The organism is Georgenia thermotolerans (genome assembly GCF_009193185.1).
GTDB classification, from domain to species: Bacteria; Actinomycetota; Actinomycetes; order Actinomycetales; family Actinomycetaceae; genus Georgenia; species Georgenia thermotolerans.
In genome coordinates this window covers 69,741-88,637 of sequence record NZ_VUKF01000011.1, presented here as the reverse complement: position 1 = coordinate 88,637, position 18,897 = coordinate 69,741, and the positions used below count along the sequence as shown (strand labels likewise).

Genomic DNA, 18,897 nt, shown 5'->3' with positions numbered 1-18,897 from the left:
CCTGTGGCGCCACACGCCCGAGGGGCCTGTGAGCGGAGAGAGGGCTTCACACACACGCCGGAGGGCCGGCCAGGGTCACGGGAGTGCCTCTCGCACCTCCTGAGCGGTGGTCAGGAGATGCCCGCCGAACCGGGCGGCATCGCCGCGCGAGTACCGGGCGAACGGCATCGCGATGCTGAAGGCGGCCCGCTCGCCGTCGATCACGCCGAGGGACACGGCGAAGGCCGCGACGCCGGCCTCGCTCTCCTCGAAGTTCGCGCCGATCTTCTGCCGACGGGTCCGGTCGAGCTGGGTGTGGAGCTGCTCCAGCTCGACCCGCATCTCGCGCCCCCGCGGCCCCGACAGGGCCACGTGGTACCGGGCGTCCACCTCCTCGTCGGGCAGCTCGGCGAGCATCGCCTTGCCCGCGGAGGTCGTGTGCGCCGGCAGGGTGACCCCGGTGCGAAGGCCGAAGCGGAGGGCGTGGGCCGTCGCCTCGATGCCGTCGAGGTGGTGGATCTCGGTGCCGACCAGCGTGGCGAGGTGAACCGTCTCGCCGACCCGCTCGAAAAGACGCTCCAGATAGGGCCTGAGCCGGGCGCGCAGGGGCGGCACGGTCGCCGCCATCCCGGGCCGCAGCAGCGCAGGTCCGGGCTCGTACCGCTTCCGGGCACCCTGCACGGCGAAGCCGTCCCCCACCAGGGTCACGAGCAGGCGCTGGGCGGTAGAGGGGTTGACGTCGAGGGCCTCGGCGGCCTCGGTGACGCTCAGCGAGCCCTCCTCGGCCATGAGCGTGAGGAGCACGAGGGCGCGGTGGACGGCCTCGACCCGGGGGCCTGGGGACTCGGTGGGGCGGCGGGTTTCCACCGGCGGGGCAGGGGCTTCATTGCGGTGCACGCAAAAACTCTACAGGCGCTTGCGCTTAGCGCAAGTACCCTTCTACGGTCGTGCCACCGCGAGGGACCAACGTCCCTTCCGGTGACGGACCGCCCGACGTGGGGCGGGCCCGCCGGCCGGGCGAGGGCGCCGCTACCCCTGGCGCAGCACGAGCCGGCCCCCGACACCCCGCCCCTTCTCTGCTCAGCTCATGTCGACGAAGGAGTCCCCGATGAGTCAGTCCCCGACGCAGCCGCTGAAGCGGCCTCTGCGGCCGACGACGCCCGCCCCGCCCCAGGCCAAGAAGGCCGTCGTCAGCGGCACCTTCGGCTCGGCCCTGGAATGGTTCGACTTCGCCGTCTACGGCGCCATGTCCGCCACCGTGTTCCCCGCCCTCTTCTTCCACCAGATGGACGAGACGGCGGGCCTGCTGGCCTCGTTCGCCACCTTCGGCGTCGGCTTCTTCGCCCGGCCGCTCGGCGGGATGGTGTTCGGCCACCTCGGCGACAAGTTCGGCCGGCGCCGAATCCTGCTCACCACCTTCATCTCCATGGGCGTGGCGTCGATGGTCATCGGCCTCCTGCCGCCGTACTCCTCGATCGGCGTCATCGCCCCGCTCATCCTCGTGCTCATGCGCTTCGTGCAGGGCTTCGCCCTGGGCGGGGAGGCGACCGGCGCGCAGCTGATGACCATGGAGCACGCGCCCCAGGACCGGCGCGCCTTCTACGGCGCCCTCATGGCCATGGGATCCCCGATCTCCCAGGTGGCCGCCAACCTCATGCTCGCGGTGCTCTCCGGCGTCCTGACCGAGGCGGCGTTCATGTCGTGGGGCTGGCGGGTGCCGTTCCTGCTGAGCATCCTGCTCGTGGCCGTGGGCATCTACATCCGCGTCAAGGTCGAGGAGACCCCGGTCTTCCAGGAGGGGGTGAAGGAGGCCGCCCAGGAGACGGCCAGCCCCGCGCTGGTGCTGCGCACCCACGGCGGGACGATCGCCCGGCTGATCCTCGCCTTCGCGCCGATCGTCATCACGTTCTACATCGTGTCGGTCTTCGGGATCAGCTACCTCACGCAGCACGGCTTCACGAAGAACCAGACGTTCACGATCATCATGATCTCCAACTTCCTGTCGGTGATCGCGATCTGGTGGGGCGGCCGCCTCGCCGACGTCTACGGCCGGCGCAAGATCCTCATGGTCGGATCCATCGGCACCCTGCTCGCCGCCGTCGTCTTCTTCCGCGTGGTGGACCTGGGCAGCTTCCCGCTCACCCTGGCGATCGTCGCCTTCGCCCTCGTGACCGCCCAGTTCGGCAACGCCGGCCAGGGCGCCCTGTACGCCGAGGCGTTCCCCACCCACATGCGCTACACCGGCTCGGCCCTCGCCCTGACCGGCTCCAACCTCATCTTCGCCGCGCCCGCGCCGTTCCTCGCCTCCTGGCTGACCAGCCTCAGCGGCGGCAGCACCATCTCGATCACCATCTTCTGGGTCGTCACCATCGTCGCCGCGATCGTCAACATGCTCCTCATGGGGGACGGGAAGACCCTCGAGGGCGGCGAGCACCGGTTCGGCCGCTACCTCCCGGGCGGGCAGGCCCGCGCCGGGCACGCCCCCGCCGGTGTCGTCACCCCGGCCGCCGCGGCGAGCGAGGTGGCGCGGTGATCGTCGAGCAGCGCACCTACGTCCTGCACACCGGCGCGAGCCTGGCGGAGTACCTCGACGCCTACGAGAACATCGGCCTGCCGGCGCAGAAGCCGATCCTCGGCGGGTTCCTCGGCTACTTCGTCACCGAGTTCGGCCCCCAGAACGAGCTCAACCACCTCTGGGCCTACGCCGACCTCGAGGACCGCCGGGCCCGCCGGGCCCAGCTCGCCACGAACCAGCAGTGGCAGGAGTGTCTCGCGATCATCCGCCCGATGATCATGACGATGGCGAACAAGATCATGTACCCGACCTCGTTCTCCCCGATCCGCTCCCTGCCCGTGACCGTCGCGGACGCCGACACCGCGTTCGCCCCCACCCCGGGAGCACACCGATGACCACCATCCTCACCGTCACCGCCGATGGCTCGCGCCGGCCCGCGCCGGTCCTGACCCGTACCGCGGTCGTCACCGGCGGCGCCGGCGGCATCGGGTCCGCCATCGGCCGCCGCCTCGCGCAGGCCGGATACGGCGTCGTCGTCGCCGACATCGACGCCGCCGCCGCGGACGCCGCGGCGGCCGGCCTGCCCGAGGTCGACGGCGCCACGCACCGCGGCTTCGCCGGGGACCTCACCGACTCGGCCGTCAACCGGGACCTGGCGGAGTTCGCCGCCCAGGAGGCCCCCATCGGGGTGCTCGTCAACGCGGTCGGCATCTCCCCGAAGCGCGACGGCCGGAAGATCCCGTTCTACGAGCTCACCGACGCGGAGTGGGACCAGGTGCTGGCCGTCAACGTCAGCGCCCCGTTCTTCCTCATCCGCGAGGCGTTCCGGCACATGCCCACCGACGGCAGCGCCAGCATCGTCAACCTGCTGTCCATCACCGCCAAGCTGGGCACCGGCGGGCTCGATGGCGCCGCGTTCCCGCCCCACCTGCCCTCCACGGCGGCCTACGCTGCGAGCAAGGCGGCCCTGCAGAACCTCACCGCCAGCCTCTCCCGCGAGCTCGCCGGCCACCGGATCCGCGTCAACGGCGTGGCGCCCGGGTTCGTCCAGACCCCGATGATGGGCGAGGTGCCGCCGGAGGGACCGCTGCTCGACCAAGTGCCGATGCGCCGCTTCGCCCGTCCCGAGGAGATCGCCGACGCCGTCGCCTTCCTCGTCAGCGACCAGGCCACCTACATCACCGGCACCAGCCTCGACGTCAACGGCGGCTGGCTCACCTGCTGAGCGCCCGGCCGGGCCTGCCCGAGCGCCCGGCCGGGCCGGCCCGGCCGCCGTCCCCTCCCGCGGACCTTCGCCCGCGCGGTGGCCCGTGCCGCGCCCCCATCCACTCACGTTTTCCGAATCTCACCGAGAGCGAGCTGCACCATGTCTCTGCCTGAGCACACCTTCGACCTGGTCGTCGTCGGGTCCGGCATCGCCGGGCAGACGGCCGCGACGTCCGCCGCCGAGGCCGGCCTGCGCGTCGTCCTGCTGGAGAAGACCGACACGCTGGGCGGGTCCTCGGCGATGAGCGGCGGCTGGTTCGCCTTCTCCGGCACGCCCGAGCAGGCCGAGCAGGGCATCGAGGACTCCGCCGAGCTGTTCCGGCGCGACATGCTCGAGCTGGGCGAGCACCTCAACGACCCGGCGCTGCTGGAGGCCTACCTGGCCAACCAGGAGCAGACCTACCGGTGGCTGAAGGACCATGGGGTGGTCTTCCGCGAGGTGGAGATCAGCTCGGGGATGTCCGCCCGCCGCGGCCACAACGCCGTCATCAAGGAGGTCCTCGCCGGCCTGCACCGCGACTACACGGCCGCCGGCGGGGAGACCCGCCTGGGGCACCGGGCCCGCCGGCTGGTCCGCGAGGGCGGCCGGGTCACCGGCGTCGTCGCCGCCACCCCCGACGGCGAGGCGCTGTTCACCGGCCGCGGCGGGGTGGTCCTGGCCACCGGTGGCTTCTCCCGCGGCACCGACCTGCTCACGGTGTTCGCCCCCGAGCAGCTCGCCGCCATCCCGTACGGCGGGAAGGGCAACACCGGCGACGGGCTGAAGATGGCCTGGAAGCTCGGCGCCGGCATGGCCGACATGTCCTTCGTCTCGGGCACCTACGGCTCGCACCCGGAGACGGGGGAGGAGTTCCACGAGCTGCTCACCGCCTACTACATGGGCGCGATCATCGTGAACACGCACGGCCGCCGGTTCGTCGACGAGTCCCAGGACTACAAGACCCTGGGCCGGGTGGTCCTCGACCAGCCGGGCGGCCTGGGCTTCGAGGTCTTCGACGCGAAGGTGCGGGCGAAGTCCCACCGGGGGATCCCGCTGAAGGACATCGACACCCTCGAGGACATCGGCCACGTGTACAAGGCCGACACGATCGAGGAGCTCGCGCAGGTCGCCGGCATCGACCCGGCCGCCCTGGCGGAGACGGTGCGGCGGTACAACGCCGCGGCCGCGGGCGAGGCGGCGGACGAGCTCGGCCGCACCAGCCTGTGCAACGGGGTGGGCGACCTGCTCCCGATCGACACCGCACCGTTCTACGCCTACCCGGCCAAGTCCCTGATGACGACCACCTACTGCGGGGTCACCATCGACCCCTCGGGCCAGGTGGTCGACGTCGATCGCGACGTCATCGAGGGCCTGTACGCGATCGGGGAGGTCACCGGCGGGTTCCACGGCGCCGCCTACATGACCGGCACGTCGCTCGGCAAGGGAGCGGTGTTCGGCCGCATCGTCGCCGCCCACGCCGCCGCCCGGCTCGGCACCGCCGTCCGCGCCTGATCCTCGGCGGGCGGTCCGCCGGGCCGCCCGCCCCAAGCACGCAACTGGTCGAAGGAGATCGAGAGATGACGCAGCAGGTCGACGAGGTGCGCCGCGCCGACGTCGTGGTGGTCGGGTCCGGGGTTTCCGGCTCGGCGGCGGCGATGACGGCGGCCCGCCGCGGGGCCCGGGTGGCCCTGCTCGAGAAGCTGGACGACTTCGGCGGCTCGGCCGCCCTGTCCGCCGGGATGTTCTGGACCGCCCCCACCGTGGAGGCCTACCGCAGGCGGATCCCGCTGGGCGACGTCGCGCTCGGCGCCCAGCTCGTCGCGGACTACGACGAGGCGCTGGCGGAGCTGCGCGCCTCCGGGGTCCGGGTCGCCGACGAGCCCAAGCGCGACATCATGACGTTCGGGATCGGCTACTCCACCGACATCACGGCGATCCTGGCCTGGTGCCGCGAGGAGGTCCGCGCCGCCGGCGGGGAGACCCGCACCGGCACCACGGTGGTCCGGCTGCTCGACGACGGCCGCCGGGTCACCGGCGTCCTGGCCCGCGACGCCGACGGGCGGCTGGTCCGCTACGACGCGGCCGCCGTCGTCCTGACCACCGGGGGCTTCCAGGGCGCGCGCGACGAGCTGACCCGGCACATCGGCCCGAACGCCGACCGGCTGCTGCTGCGGTCCAACCCCGGCAGCGTCGGCGACGGGCTGCGGATGGCCCGTGCCGCGGGCACCGGCGGCACGACGGCGATGAGCACCTTCTACGGCCACCTCATCGGCTACCCCATCGACCGGTTCGAGCCGCAGGACTACCTGCCGGCCTCGCAGTACTACTCCGGCTCCACCGTCTTCGTGAACCTGCGCGGCGAGCGGTTCGTCGACGAGACCGAGGGGGACGAGCTCCTCAACCAGGCCGTCACGTTCCAGCCTCAGGCGCGTGGCGTGCTGATCTTCGATGACCACGTGCGGCGCACCGAGGGCACCGAGGAACCCTTCCCGGGCCTCGGGGTCATCGACCGGTACGCCCTGGCCGTGGAGGCGGGGGCGCGGCACGCCGAGGCCGACACCCTCGAGGACTTGGTCGCCGCCGTCGCCGGGTGGGGCGTCGACGGCATGCGGCTGACCCGCACACTGGAGCGCTACGTCGAGGTCGCCGCGGCGGGCGGCGGCGTCGCCGACGGCGTGCCCGTCGCGGCCGGGGCCCGCCCGCCCCAGACCGGGCCCTTCTACGCCCTCATGGTCCAGCCGTCCATCACCTTCACCTTCGGCGGGATCCGCACCGACACCGCCGGCGCGGCCCTGGACCCCGACGGCCGCCCGATCCCCGGGCTGTACGCCGCCGGCGCCGACATCGGCGGCCTGTCCAACTACGGCTACGCCGGCGGCCTCGCCCCGGGCTACATCACGGGCCGCTGGGCGGGCGCCTCGGCCGCCCGGGCGGCGAGCTCCGCCGGCGCGCCCGGCGCCCTGGCCGGCGCGGCGCGCTGACGCACCACCACCAGAGAGACGAGGGAGTCACATGATCTACACGGCGGACGTTCTGGTCATCGGCGGGGGCGGGGCGGGCATGAGCGCGGCCATCTCCGCGGCCACCTCCGGCGCCTCGGTCATCGTCCTGGAGAAGTGCCCGCAGGTCGGGGGCAGCACGGCGATGTCCGTCGGCTCCTTCACCGCGGCCAACACCTCCTACCAGTACCGCGCCGGCGTCAACGACAGCATCGACCTGTTCATCGAGGACATGAAGGTGGCCAACGGTCCCTTCGAGGCGCGCGAGAACACCGAGCTGCGCCGGGTGCTCGCCGAGAACGCCGGGCCTACGGTGGAGTGGCTCTCGAGCATCGGGGTGCAGTTCCTCGGTCCGACGCCGGAGCCGCCCTACGAGAAGCCCCGCATGCACAACGTGCTGCCCAACTCGGGGGCCTACCGCGACGCGCTGCTGCGCGAGTGCCGCAAGCGGGGGGTGACCATCTACACCTCCATGCGCGTGGACGGGCTGCTGCGCAACGCCGCCGGGGAGCTCATCGGCGCCTCGGCCAACGGGCAGAACTACTTCGGCCGGCGCGGCGTCATCCTCGCGACCGGCGACTACTCGGCGTCCGCCGAGCTCAAGGCCCGCTACGTCGGCGAGGACGCCGCCAAGGTCCCGCCGGTGAACCCGAACAACACCGGCGACGGCTTCGCGCTGGGCACCGCGGTCGGTGGCGTGATGATGCAGATGGACCGCCTGTACGAGGGCCTGCGCTTCGCGCCGGCCAACCGGCCCGACCTCATCAAGATGCTGCCCTCCCACCCCGCGATCTCGAAGGTCATGCGCCTGATCGTCGAGCGGCTGCCGAAGAACCTCCTCGCCTACGTCATCCGCGGCGCGCTGACGAGCTGGATCGGGCCGAACAACACGATGTACCGGGCGGGGGCGATCCTCGTCGGCCCGGACGGGCGGCGGCTGGCCAACGAGGACTCCGACCAGCTCATGGCCCGCGCCGTGGCGGCCACCGAGGCCAACACCGGATACATGATCTTCGACGCGAAGGTCGCCAAGAAGTTCTCCGCCTGGCCCAACCCGGTCTCCACCTTCCCCGGGGTCGCGTACGCGTACGTCCAGGACTACAAGCGCTTCCGGCCCGACGTCTACCACCGGGCCGGCACGCTGGAGGAGCTCGCGGCGGGCCTGGGTATCGATGCCGCTGCCCTGCGCGCCACGGTGCAGGACTGGAACGGGCACGTGGCCGCCGGCGCGGACCCGGAGTTCGGCCGCGAGCACCTCGGCGACGGCGTCAGCCAGGGGCCCTTCTACGCCCTCGGCCCGATGAACGCCTACGTCACGCTCGCCGACGGCGGCCTCGCCGTCGACACCCGGCTGCGGGTGACCACGGCCGACGGCGAGCCGATCCCGGGCCTGTGGGCGGCCGGGTCGACCGGCCAGGGCGGGCTGCAGCTCCTCAACCACGGCCTGCACATCGGCTGGGCCATGATCTCCGGCCGCCTCGCCGGCCGGCACGTCGCCCAGGCCCAGAACCGCCTCGATCTGCGCCCGGCGGAGCCCGCGCTGACGCGGTGAGTCCCGCCGGCCGTGCGGCGCCGACCGCGCGGCCGGCGGCCGACCACGGCGAGGAGGGACCGGCGCCGCCGGCGTCGGACTCGCCCCGCCCGAGGGGAGGTGAGTGCCCATGGACCGGAACGAACGGCGCGACGGGCTCGCCGCGGGGCTCCTGAGCTACGTCGTGTGGGGGTTCTTCCCGCTGTACTTCATCCTGCTGCGCGGGGTGGACCCTGCCGAGATCCTCGCCCACCGCGTCGTGTGGGCGGTGCTCGCGCTCCTGGGCGTCGTCGCCGTGCGGCGGGAGTGGTCGGCCCTGCGCCGGGTGCTGCGGGACCGGCAGTCCGTGACGCGCCTGGCGCTGGCGTCCGTGTTCATCGGGGCCGTCTGGTTCTTCTACGGCTACGGCGCGCTCACCGGGCGCGCCGTCGACGTCGCGCTCGGCTACTTCATCTGCCCGCTCGTCACGGTGGTCCTGGCCGTCGTCGTGCAGGGCGAGCGCCTCCGCCCCGCGCAGTGGGCCTCGGCGGCGGTGGGGGCCTCCGCCGTCGTCGTGGTCACCGCCGGGCACGGCCGCTTCCCCTGGATCTCCGTGGTGGTCGCGCTCGCGTTCGGCCTGTACAGCCTCGTCAAGAACCGGGTGGGCCGGGAGGTGTCGGCCACGGTCGGGCTGACCGTGGAGTCGGTCCTGCTCGTCCCGCTCAGCGTGGCGGTCGCCGCGTGGCTGCACGCGGCGGGACGGGCAACCTTCGCCGACGACGGGCTCGGCGCGACCGACCTGTGGCTCGTCCTGTCCGGGCCCATGACGGTCCTGCCCCTGCTGCTGTTCGCGGCCGCCGCGGGGCGGCTGCCGCTGTCCACGCTGGGCAACCTGCAGTACCTCAACCCGGTGCTGCAGCTGCTGGCCGGCGTCCTCGTGCTGCGCGAGGAGATGCCGGCGGCGCGCTGGGCGGGGTTCGCCCTGGTGTGGGTGGCGCTGGGCATCCTCGTGGTGGACGCCGCTCGTGCGAAGCGGCGGGGACCCGCCTCGGCCGTGCCGGCCGCCGCGTCGGTGGCACCTGACGTGACGGTGCCGCCGGCGGGCCGCGCGCCGGCCCGGGAGGGCCGAGAAGCCGCGCGATGACGACCTCGCGGTGAGGAACCGGTCGAGCCATGGTCCACGTCCCGCGGCGGTGTCGATCCGAACGCCCGCCGTTCGACGCGGGGGTGGGCACGCCCGTGACCCGACCACCGAACCCGGGAGGAACCGTATGCGCACCTTCAAGCTCCAGGTCCAGACCACCGTGGACGGCTACATGGCCGGCCCGAACGGCGAGATGGACTGGCTGACGTGCCCGTGGAGCGACGACCTCGACGCCTACGTCAACACCCTCACCGAGTCGGTCGACACGATCGTGCTCGGCCGGCGGCTGGCCGAGGGCTTCATCCCCGCGTGGGCGGCCGGACCGGAGGGGGAGGACCAGGCGTCCATCGACTGGATGAACAGCACGCCCAAGGTGGTCTTCTCCCGCACGCTGACCGAGTCGCCGTGGGAGAACGCCGTCGTCGCCGCCGACCTCGCCGAGACCGTCAAGGAGCTCCGGGCCCAGCCGGGCGGCGACATCATCGCCTACGGGGGCGGCGGCCTGGTGGCGGGCCTCCTCGCCGAGGGGCTGCTCGACGAGCTCCACCTGTTCGTCAACCCCACCGCGATCGGCGCCGGCATGCCGGTCTTCCCCTCCCTCGACGCCTACCACCGCCTGCGCCTCGTCGCCGCCCGCCCGTTCGCCTGCGGCATCGCCGCGCTGCACCTCGCTCCGCACCCCTCCTGACGCCGCCCCGGTGCCCGCGCCCCCGCAGCCGAGAGCGCGACGTCGTTCCGGCCCGTGCCCGGCGGATTCCGCCTAACGTGCCGCTCAAGCGGCGGGACGGCGCGGGCCGGTGCCACGCCGCCGGCGGGAGGTCCGGACCGGACGTCCCGTCGTCGACCGGGGGGAGTGGGCCATGACCAGGTGTGACCTCGTGCTCGAGGGCGGCGGCGTCAAGGGGATCGCCCTCGTGGGCGCCCTGTCGGTGCTGGAGGAGCGCGGCTATGCCGTCCAGCGGGTGGCAGGCACCTCCGCCGGTGCCATCGTCGGCGCCCTGGTGGCGGCCGGGATGCCGGCCAGCCGGATCGCCGAGCTCGTCGAGGCGCTGGACTACCGGAAGTTCCGGGACCGCGGGCCCGAGGACCTCGTGCCCGTCCTCGGCCCCGCCGTCTCGCTGCTCTTCCAGGACGGCGTCTACGAGGGCCGCTACCTCAAGGAGTGGCTCACCGCGCGCCTGGCCGAGCAGTCCGTGCACACCTTCGCGGACCTGCGCATCACCGACGACCCCGGCACCGCCCTGCCACCGGAGCGGCGCTTCCGCTTCGTCGCCGTCGCCACCGACGTCACCCGGGGCCGGCTGGTCGCCCTGCCCTGGGAGTACGACCAGTACGGCCTGACGGCGGACGCGGTCCCGGTCGAAGACGCGGTGCGGGCGTCGATGTCCATCCCGTTCTTCTTCGAGCCGGTCAAGCTGCGCCCGCCCGCGGGGCGCGAGCGGGTGCTCGTCGACGGCGGGCTCCTCTCGAACTTCCCGGTGCAGCTCTTCGACCGCCGCGACGACCGCCCGCCGCGCTGGCCGACCTTCGGCATCAAGCTCTCCGCCCGGCAGAGCGTGTGGCCCGAGCGTGACGTCCGCGGCCCGGCCGGCCTGGCGAGGGCGATGCTCGAGACGCTCATCGGCCACGCCGACCGCGTCCACGTCGAGGACCCCGACGTCGTCGAGCGCACGATCTTCGTCGACACCCTCGGCGTGCGGGCCACCGACTTCGACCTCGACCGCGACACCGCCCGGCGCCTGTTCGCCAACGGCCGGGCGGCGGCCGAGCAGTTCCTCCAGAGCTGGGACTGGGACGCCTACCTCGCGGGGCGGACGGCGCGCGAGCGCGTGCCCGAGTAGGCGGGCGCCGACGGCGCGTCCATGCCCCTCGTGAGGCGCCGAGGTGCGCCCGGGCCCCTCCCGTTCGCACGCCCTCCGGAGTAGCGTCGTCGCTGCCACGGAAGGCGGCCGACGGGGGACGCCATGAGTGCCGATCTGGATCCGTCCGACCTGCTCAAGACGGAGTTCGTCTCGCTGCCGCTCGCCGAGGTCCTCGGCAGACCGGTCACCGTGCTGCTCGGGGTCGACGACGACGCCGCCACCGCCCTGGCCGCACTGGAGATCGCCAGCGTCTTCGACCTCGCGATGTCCCGCGTGTTCACGGCAGCGGTCGAGCTCAACGACGCCGGCGAGAACCCCTCGAGCATCCTCACCCGCTTCGGCGCCGCGCCCGCGGACCTCGTCGCGCCCGGGCTGCCCGCCACGAGCAAGGTCGCCGACCTGCGCCTGCAGCCCGTCGGCGTGCTCGCCGGCGTCTCCGACCCGGCCGCGCTCCAGCACGCGCTCGGAGTCGCCACCGTCCGTGACCTCGCCGTGTGGCCGCCCTTCCGCGCCGCCACCACCATCCTGCGCGCCGCCTACTTCCCTCAGCTCGACGGCGCCCTCGACCCCGAGGCGCCGGCCGACCTCGTGCCGCGCTCCGGGCAGTTCCCCACCGAGCGGGTGCAGTACACCACGCTCCTCCTCGACCAGATCCTCCGGCCCGCGGGCGCACCGCCGCTGGTGGACGCCACCGGGCCGTCCTTCAGCCCGGTCGACGTCGCCCCGGTCGCCGACGCGGGCTTCGGCTTCCAGACCCTTGCGCTCGGTGCGCTGCTCACCGTCAACCAGTCGTGGTTCATGCAGGCGGTCACGCTGGGCCACCTGCTGCACTCGATGGCCCTGGCGCCCGGGGAGAGCACGCGCGTCGCCATGGTCGACTGGGGCCGCAAGGTCCGCGCCGGGCAGACCGAGGTGGTCGGCGAGACCGAGGACCTGGCGCAGGAGACCAGCCACAACCGCAGCATCAGCGAGGTCACCGCGGCGGTGGCGCAGGAGGCGCAGGCCGGCTTCTCCCACACCGAGAGCGAGTCGACGACCATGCAGGCCGGCGCGAGCCTGGGCCTGAGCATCGGGCCGGTGGGGTTCGGGGCCAGCGGGTCGATCGCCAACACGACGACCTCGGCCGACAGCTGGGCGACGACGGCGGGACGCCGGGAGATCGGCGCCTCCATGCTCCAGCAGGCCAGCGACCGGACGCACCAGCACGCGCACGCGGCGCGCACCCGCCGGGCGTCGGTGGTGCGCGAGGTCTCACAGAGCGAGCACGAGCAGGTCTCGACCCGGGTGGTCACGAACTACAACCACATGCACGCCCTAACCGTGCAGTACTACGAGGTGCTGCAGGTCTACCGCACCGAGACGGCGCTGGCCGCCTGTGACCGCGTGGTGTTCGTGCCGTTCAAGCTCGTCGACTTCGCCAACGAGGACGTCCTGCGTCGATTCCGCGGTGCGCTCGTCGCCGCGGCGCTGACGCCGGCCGTGCGCGACGCCCTGGTCAACTACGACACCATCGAGGTCGTACCCGAGCGACGGGTCCGCTTCCCGGGCCTCGGCGCCACCCTCGACGAGGCGGTGCTCGACGTGAGCTTGTCGCGAGCCCCCGTCCTCGCCCGTCGCGTCGGCGAGGTCGAGCCCGCCGACGGCGAGGCCCCGGCCCACCCCGAGCCGCCCGTCCGGCCGGAGCCGGTGGTCCCGGACGTCCCGGACGTCACCCGCGCCCTGTGGGGCGACGCGGCGCGGCGCGTCATGACCATCCTCGGCTCCGGCGCCGTGCGCCGCGGCTCGGAGTCATTGTTCGTGCCCTCCGACGTCCGGCTCGTCGACGGCCGCGTCGACTCCACCGCCGGCGCCGCCGTCACGTTGGTGTTCCACCGGGCCGACGGCAGCGCGGTGAGCGATCTCAGCCTGAGCGTGCCGCTGGCCGAGATCGAGCGCATCACGCTGACCGGCGGCGGCGCAACGTCCGCGGTCGAGGCGACGGCGACGCTCACCCTCGCCCGCAACGGCGTCGTCTTCCCGCTCGAGCTCCCCACCGTCACCGTCGAGCGCGGCGCAAGCGAGACCCCGCTCGTGCGGCTGCAGGCCGCCAGTGCCGACGTCAACCTCGTCAAGCATCTCGGCGACAACCGGCTGCACTACAGCCAGGCCGTCTACCGCTCCCTCGACGCCGCGATGCTGGCCGGGCTGCTGGCCCCCTACAGCATCCCCGTCAACGGCGAGCCCGTGCCCCTGGTGCAGGTGGCCGAGCCGGCGCCGCTGCGCATCGTGGGCAACATGCTGGCGTTCAAGATCGCCACCGATCCCGCCCACGACGAGGAGTGGCGAGCGTGGATGACCGAGCGGGGCCTGACCCTGGGGCAGGCCAAGGTCGACCTCGTGCCGCTGTCTTCCGGCGGGGTCTTCGCCGAGGCCGTGCTCGGCCGGTTCAATTCCGCCGAGAAGCTCGATCTCACGCGGTTCTGGAACTGGCAGGACTCGCCCATCCCGATCCAGCCCACGGAGATCGCCGCCGTGGAGACCGGCAGCCGGGCCACCGCGGAGAACGTCGCGCCCGGGCAGCTCTCTGCGCCGCTGGTCGGCCTCACCCCGCCCACCGCGCTGCCCGAGCCCGCCGGCATGGCCGCCACGCTCGCAGCCCTCCAGAACGGGTCCATGTTCCGGGACATGAGCGGGCTGTCCGAGACGGTCAAGCTGGCCACCGAGGCCATCAAGGCCTCCTCGGGCGGGGCGACATCGGCCGCCCAGCAGGCCGGCAAGAACATGGAGGTGGCGGTCACCGCCGACACCGAGCGCCAGCGTATCGCCGCGAACCTCGCTGCCGCCCGCGCCGGGAAGCCGCTGGGCGACACGAGCGAGTCGGCCAAGGGCGCGGCGGTCAACGAGGTGGACAAGCGGGCGGGCAACGGCAGGACCGGCACGACCGCGACGGGCTCCGGCGCGCCGGGGGCCGCCTCCCGCCCCGGCGGTGGCGCGGGTGGTGCGGGCGCCGGCATGCCTCCGGGCGGCACGGGAACGGCCGGCGTTGGTGGGGGCGGGACCGCTCACACGGGTGCCGCGGTGGCTTCGTCGTCCACCGGGAACGTGGCGCTCGACCAGATCGTCGGCAACGACGACCTCTTGCGCCGCTACGTCGGCATGACCGACGGCTCGCCCGCACCGACCCCGGCGGTCACACCCGAGGGCGTGCCGACCCAGGAGTGGGACGTCATCGGCACGGGCTACGACGAGGACCGGGTGGGCACCCCGCCGCACGGCGCCACGCCGCTGCCGGACGCCGACCTGGAGCAGCGGCTCGCCACCGAGGGGACGTGGGTGGCCACCCGGGTCGAGGACCTCCGGCCGCTGCTGCTGGGCGACCAGCGCCGCGGCGCGTCGGACCTCGGCGTGCTGCTGCGTGCGCTGTCGCTCAGCCCCACGGGCAGCATCCGCGCCCTTAACCTCGTCCTCCACGCGACGGCGGACCACGAGCTCGCCTTCGGCGGGGTGTTCACCTACGACGAGGTGTCCGGCGGCCTGACCGGCCCGGCGGTCCAGGACCCCGCTCCGCTGGCGGTGCTCGGCCTCGGCGACCTCCTCGGGGTGACGGGCGGGGGGACGGTGGAGGTGGACGGCGGCGTCGTCGCCCTCGCCGACGTGCGCAGCGCCTTCCCGGTGGACGGGGAGGTGCGGGTGTTCAACATGACCCACGCCATCTCCAGCGAGCTGGTCCAGGCGGTGGCGAACCTCTTCCAGGTGCGCGCCACCGGGTTCGTCCGCAAGCCGGTGCGAATCGTTGCCGAGCCGGTCGCCGCATCGGCCGACCCGGCGGCCCCGCCGGTCCTAGCCAAGAAGGTGACCGTGAGCGAGCTCGGCACGCCCGCGGGTCCGTCGGCGGAGTTCTTCACCCAGCTGCTCGACCTCGACCGTGCCGCGACCGGGGCGTTCACGGCCTTCCCGCGCCGATGACGCCGCGCCACCGCAGGGCGGTGGCCGCTCGCTACGCCGCGTCCGGAGTGAGCTCGCCGACCGGCACCGGCGCCTCCAGGCGGTTCCCGGCGGGTGCCAGCGGGCAGGCCCAGGCGGGGTCGTAGGCGCAGGAGGGGTTGTAGGCGAAGTTGAGGTCGACGACCCAGGCGCCGTCGGGCATCCGGCCGAGGTCGGCGCCCTTGACGGTGTCGAGCAGGTACCGCCCGGCCCCATAGGTGGTGGTGCCGGCGGTGGCGTCGCGCAGGGGCAGGAACAGGCCCCCGCCGTAGGACGCCAGCCACCACACGTCCAGCGCGCCGAGCCCGGGCAGGTCCACCCGGCCCACCCGCACGAACGGCACCACGCCGTCGGTGCCCGTGGGCACGGACCACTCCCGCGGCTCGGCCTCGCCGAGTGCGACCTCGAACCGGTACGCGGGGTCGTACGGGGCGTGCCGCAGCCGCTGGGCATCCTGGCGGGCCGAGGCGGGATGGGTGGCGAAGAGGGCGGAGCGCCGCTCCACCCAGACGGCGTGCCCGGCGGCGGGGGAGGGGGCCGCGCGGACCGCGGCGTAGAGGTCGTGCACCTCCCGCCGCCAGGACACGAGGTCGACGGTGTCACGCAGGTTGGTCATCACCCGATCCTGCCGGGTCGCGTGCCTCGGGGCGCGGCGCCGTCCGGCGGGGGTCGCGGACGTCAGGCGAGGTGCGACGTCGCCCGGGTCCGGCGGCGGGCCTCGTTGCGGCCGGCGGGCCGGCTGGAGCCCGGCTGCAGCGGACGGCCGCGCAGCGCCCCGGCCCGGCGCGCGAGCGGCGCGGCAGCGTCCTCACGCACCCGGTGGACCAGCCGGTCTCGGCCGGCGGTCAGCCGGGCGCGGGCCTCCCCGGCCAGCCGCCGCCGGCGACGGGCCTCGGCGGCCAGCCGGGCCGCGATGACCCCGCGCTTCATGGTGAGGACCGCGACGACCCCGATCCCGATCCAGATGATGTTGACGACGGCGGAGGGCAGCGCGCCGTTGGCCAGCGCGCTGACGCCGAGCGCGCCGGCGCCCACGACGTTGAGCGCCTGGTAGCGCACGGAATTCGTCGCTAGCCGCTGGCTGGTCACCATGAGGTAGGTCCCCAGGGACACGATCGCCCCGCCCCAGCCCAGGACGGTGATCATCAGTGCGGTCAGCTCGCTCACGGACACAATTCTGGGCTCCTCCTCCATAAAGAGCAATCGAACGCTTCCGGATGAGGCATATAGTTCTGCTTCATGGACATCGACCCACGCAGGCTTGGATTTCTCTTGGCCGTGAGCCGGTCCGGAGGAGTGCTGGCGGCGGCTGACGCCCTGCACGTGAGCCCTTCTGCCGTCTCTCAGCAAATAGCGCGTCTGGAGGCCGAGACCGGGGTGCGGGTGCTCGACCGGCAGCCCACCGGGGCCACCCTGACCGCCGCCGGGCGGCTCCTGGCCGAGGCCGGGGAGCGGATCGAGAGCGAGATGGGGGAGACGCGCCGGGCGCTCGCGGCGCTCGAGGGCGACATCTCCGGCGTCGTGGTCGTCGGCGCCTTCCAGACGGCCATCCGGGCGGTGCTGGTGCCGCTGCTGCAGGAGCTGAACGAGACGCTGCCCGGCGTGGAGCTGGTCGTCCACGAGGTGGCCGAGGAGCACGGCCGCCGGGCGCTGCGCCGCGGCGAGCTCGACCTGCTGGTCATCGAGCACGACCTCTCGTCGCCTACCGCCGCGCCCCAGGGCACGCGGGACGTGCCTTTCCTCGACGAGCCGTGGCTGATCGCGCTGCCGGCCAGCGACCCCGCCCCCGCGTCCCTCCTCGACCTCGCCGGCGCGACCTGGCTCGCCCCGGAGCCGGGCGGGGCGGCCGACCGGGCGCTGACCCGCGTGGGCACCGAGCTGTCCTTCGCCCCGCGCACCGCCCACCGCTACCTCGACTTCGACGTCGCCCTCGCGATGGTCGCCTCCGGCCTGGGCGTGGCGCTCGTCCCGCAGCTGGCGCTGCGCCGCCAGCTGCCCGAGAACGTCCAGTGGGTGAGCCTGCCCGGGCTGGGCAACCGGCACCTCTTCATCCGGCACCGGGCCACCCGCACCGAGCCGCGGGCCGCCACCACCGCCGTGCTCGAGCAGATGATCCACGTCGCGGCGAACCTCGAGCCCTTGTGACCGGCTGACGGCCGGCCGGACCCCTGGCGGCCCCGCCGCACGAAGGCGCATGCTGGAGGGGTCATGCGGCGGGAGGACACCACCAGGTTCGCCAACCGCGTCGCAGCCGGACGGCAGCTGGCCCAGGAGCTCGCGGCCGCCGGGCTCGGTGACGTGGTCGTGGCCGGCCTGCCCCGCGGCGGCGTCCCCGTGGCCGCCGAGGTGGCCGCGGCCCTCGGCGCCCCGCTCGACGTCGTCGTCGTGCGCAAGCTCGGCGTGCCCTGGCAGCCGGAGGTGGCCATGGGCGCGGTGGGGGAGGACGGCGCGATCGTCCTCAACCCGCACATCGCCGCCCGGGTGCGGCGTGAGGCGCTCGAGGCCGTGACCGCGCGCGAGCGCGAGGAGGTCGAGCGCCGTGTCGCCGCCTGGCGCGGCGGGGCCGGCGTGGACGTGCGCGGCCGCACGGTGGTGCTCGTCGACGACGGCATCGCCACCGGCGCGACGGTGCGCGCGGCGGTGGCCGTGCTGCGCGCCCGCGGCGTGCGGCGGGTGATTCTCGCCGTCCCGGTCGCCGCCGGCGACGCCCTGGAGATGCTCGCGCCGCTGGTCGACGACGTCGTGTGCCTGTTCGTGCCCGAGGAGCTCTACGCCGTCGGCGCCTGGTACGACGACTTCCACCAGGTCGACGACGACGCCGTGCGCCGGCTGCTCGAGGAGGCCCGCTCGCGGTGGGCCCCGGGCGGCGGTGAGCCCGAGGCGGCGCCGGGCGGCGCAGACCCGGACGGGGTGGCGCCGGGCGAGCAGGGGCCCGGCGGGGTGGCAGGCGCGGGCGACCCCGGCCGGCGGGGACCGGACCAGGGCACGCCGAGCGGGCCCCCCGAGGGCGGGCGTCCGGGGGAGACGGTCGAGGTGGTGGTGCCCACCTCCGCCGGGCCGCTGCCGGCGTTCCTCACCGTGCCGGAGGGGGCGGGCGGGCTGGTGCTGTTCGCGCACGGGTCGGGCAGCAGCCGGTTCAGCCCCCGCAACGCCCAGGTGGCCCGCATGCTCCAGCGGGCGGGGCTGGCGACCGCGCTGCTGGACCTGCTCTCCCCGGCCGAGGCGCGCGACCGCGCGCTGGTCTTCGACATCGAGCTGCTCGCCGACCGCCTGCTCCAGGCCACCCGGTGGGCGGGGGAGCGGCCCGACCTCGCCGCGCTGCCGCTGGGCTACTTCGGCGCGAGCACCGGGGCCGGCGCGGCGCTGTGGGCGGCGGCCACCCACCCGACGCGGCTGCGCGCCGTCGTCTCCCGCGGCGGGCGCCCGGACCTGGCCGGCCCGCGGCTGCCCGCCGTCCGGGTGCCCACCCTGCTCATCGTGGGCGGCCGCGACACCCAGGTCCTCGACCTCAACCGCCGGGCCCGCGCCCGGCTGACCTGCGTCAGCGAGCTGAGCATCGTGCCGGGGGCCACCCACCTGTTCGAGGAGCCGGGCACCCTCGAGCAGGCCGGGCGGCTCGCCGCCGCCTGGTTCTGCGAGCACCTGGGCTCCTCCCGCGCCGCCGCCTGACCCGCGCCGG

The 18,897-nt window shown here is 74.2% G+C and carries 15 protein-coding genes; 12 read left to right on the top strand and 3 right to left on the bottom strand.

Features of this window, described 5'->3' with window-relative positions; translation table 11 throughout:
* Window positions 1-75: 75 nt before the first annotated feature.
* On the bottom strand, window positions 76-876 hold the full coding sequence (locus GD970_RS07175) for an IclR family transcriptional regulator (RefSeq protein ID WP_152202205.1): 801 nt from the start codon (window positions 874-876) through the stop codon (window positions 76-78).
* Between the two features lie 211 nt (window positions 877-1,087).
* Between GD970_RS07175 and GD970_RS07170 the strand changes: the two genes are divergently transcribed.
* The 10 genes from GD970_RS07170 to GD970_RS07125 all read left to right on the top strand — a co-directional run bounded on the left by GD970_RS07170 (window position 1,088) and on the right by GD970_RS07125 (window position 15,200).
* On the top strand, window positions 1,088-2,512 hold the full coding sequence (locus GD970_RS07170; RefSeq protein ID WP_170297258.1) for an MFS transporter: 1,425 nt from the start codon (window positions 1,088-1,090) through the stop codon (window positions 2,510-2,512).
* The gene (locus tag GD970_RS07165; protein WP_152202203.1) at window positions 2,509-2,889 is read left to right on the top strand and encodes an NIPSNAP family protein; all 381 of its coding nucleotides are present in this window, start codon (window positions 2,509-2,511) and stop codon (window positions 2,887-2,889) included. The genes GD970_RS07170 and GD970_RS07165 overlap by 4 nt, the downstream gene beginning before the upstream one ends.
* Window positions 2,886-3,719: an SDR family NAD(P)-dependent oxidoreductase gene (locus tag GD970_RS07160; protein ID WP_152202202.1), complete on the top strand. Its 834-nt coding sequence runs from the start codon at window positions 2,886-2,888 to the stop codon at window positions 3,717-3,719. The genes GD970_RS07165 and GD970_RS07160 overlap by 4 nt, the downstream gene beginning before the upstream one ends.
* A gap of 141 nt (window positions 3,720-3,860) precedes the next feature.
* On the top strand, window positions 3,861-5,252 hold the full coding sequence (locus GD970_RS07155; RefSeq protein ID WP_211489817.1) for an FAD-dependent oxidoreductase: 1,392 nt from the start codon (window positions 3,861-3,863) through the stop codon (window positions 5,250-5,252).
* Window positions 5,253-5,317: 65 nt separating this feature from the next.
* Window positions 5,318-6,721, top strand: coding sequence for an FAD-dependent oxidoreductase (locus GD970_RS07150; RefSeq protein ID WP_152202201.1), 1,404 nt, complete (start codon window positions 5,318-5,320; stop codon window positions 6,719-6,721).
* A gap of 31 nt (window positions 6,722-6,752) precedes the next feature.
* Entirely contained in the window at window positions 6,753-8,291 is a 1,539-nt protein-coding gene (locus GD970_RS07145) for an FAD-dependent oxidoreductase (RefSeq protein ID WP_152202200.1), read from the top strand.
* Between the two features lie 109 nt (window positions 8,292-8,400).
* A complete protein-coding gene (rarD, locus tag GD970_RS07140; RefSeq protein WP_152202199.1) occupies window positions 8,401-9,393 on the top strand; it encodes an EamA family transporter RarD in 993 nt (330 codons plus the stop codon).
* A 127-nt stretch (window positions 9,394-9,520) separates the two neighbouring features.
* Window positions 9,521-10,081, top strand: a complete 561-nt coding sequence (locus GD970_RS07135; RefSeq protein WP_152202198.1) for a dihydrofolate reductase family protein — start codon at window positions 9,521-9,523, stop codon at window positions 10,079-10,081.
* A 172-nt stretch (window positions 10,082-10,253) separates the two neighbouring features.
* Window positions 10,254-11,234: a patatin-like phospholipase family protein gene (locus GD970_RS07130; RefSeq protein WP_152202197.1), complete on the top strand. Its 981-nt coding sequence runs from the start codon at window positions 10,254-10,256 to the stop codon at window positions 11,232-11,234.
* Between the two features lie 123 nt (window positions 11,235-11,357).
* Window positions 11,358-15,200: a hypothetical protein gene (locus tag GD970_RS07125; RefSeq protein WP_152202196.1), complete on the top strand. Its 3,843-nt coding sequence runs from the start codon at window positions 11,358-11,360 to the stop codon at window positions 15,198-15,200.
* A 31-nt stretch (window positions 15,201-15,231) separates the two neighbouring features.
* Here the strand turns inward: GD970_RS07125 and GD970_RS07120 are convergent, their stop codons facing one another.
* Both GD970_RS07120 and GD970_RS07115 read right to left on the bottom strand, forming a co-directional pair.
* Complete coding sequence (locus tag GD970_RS07120) at window positions 15,232-15,834, bottom strand: DUF1684 domain-containing protein (protein ID WP_152202195.1); 603 nt, start codon at window positions 15,832-15,834, stop codon at window positions 15,232-15,234.
* A 62-nt stretch (window positions 15,835-15,896) separates the two neighbouring features.
* On the bottom strand, window positions 15,897-16,385 hold the full coding sequence (locus GD970_RS07115) for a CBU_0592 family membrane protein (RefSeq protein ID WP_152202194.1): 489 nt from the start codon (window positions 16,383-16,385) through the stop codon (window positions 15,897-15,899).
* Between the two features lie 72 nt (window positions 16,386-16,457).
* Between GD970_RS07115 and GD970_RS07110 the strand changes: the two genes are divergently transcribed.
* On the top strand, window positions 16,458-17,363 hold the full coding sequence (locus GD970_RS07110) for a LysR family transcriptional regulator (protein WP_152202193.1): 906 nt from the start codon (window positions 16,458-16,460) through the stop codon (window positions 17,361-17,363).
* Between the two features lie 63 nt (window positions 17,364-17,426).
* Window positions 17,427-18,887, top strand: coding sequence for a phosphoribosyltransferase family protein (locus GD970_RS07105; protein WP_152202192.1), 1,461 nt, complete (start codon window positions 17,427-17,429; stop codon window positions 18,885-18,887).
* Window positions 18,888-18,897 lie beyond the last annotated feature (10 nt).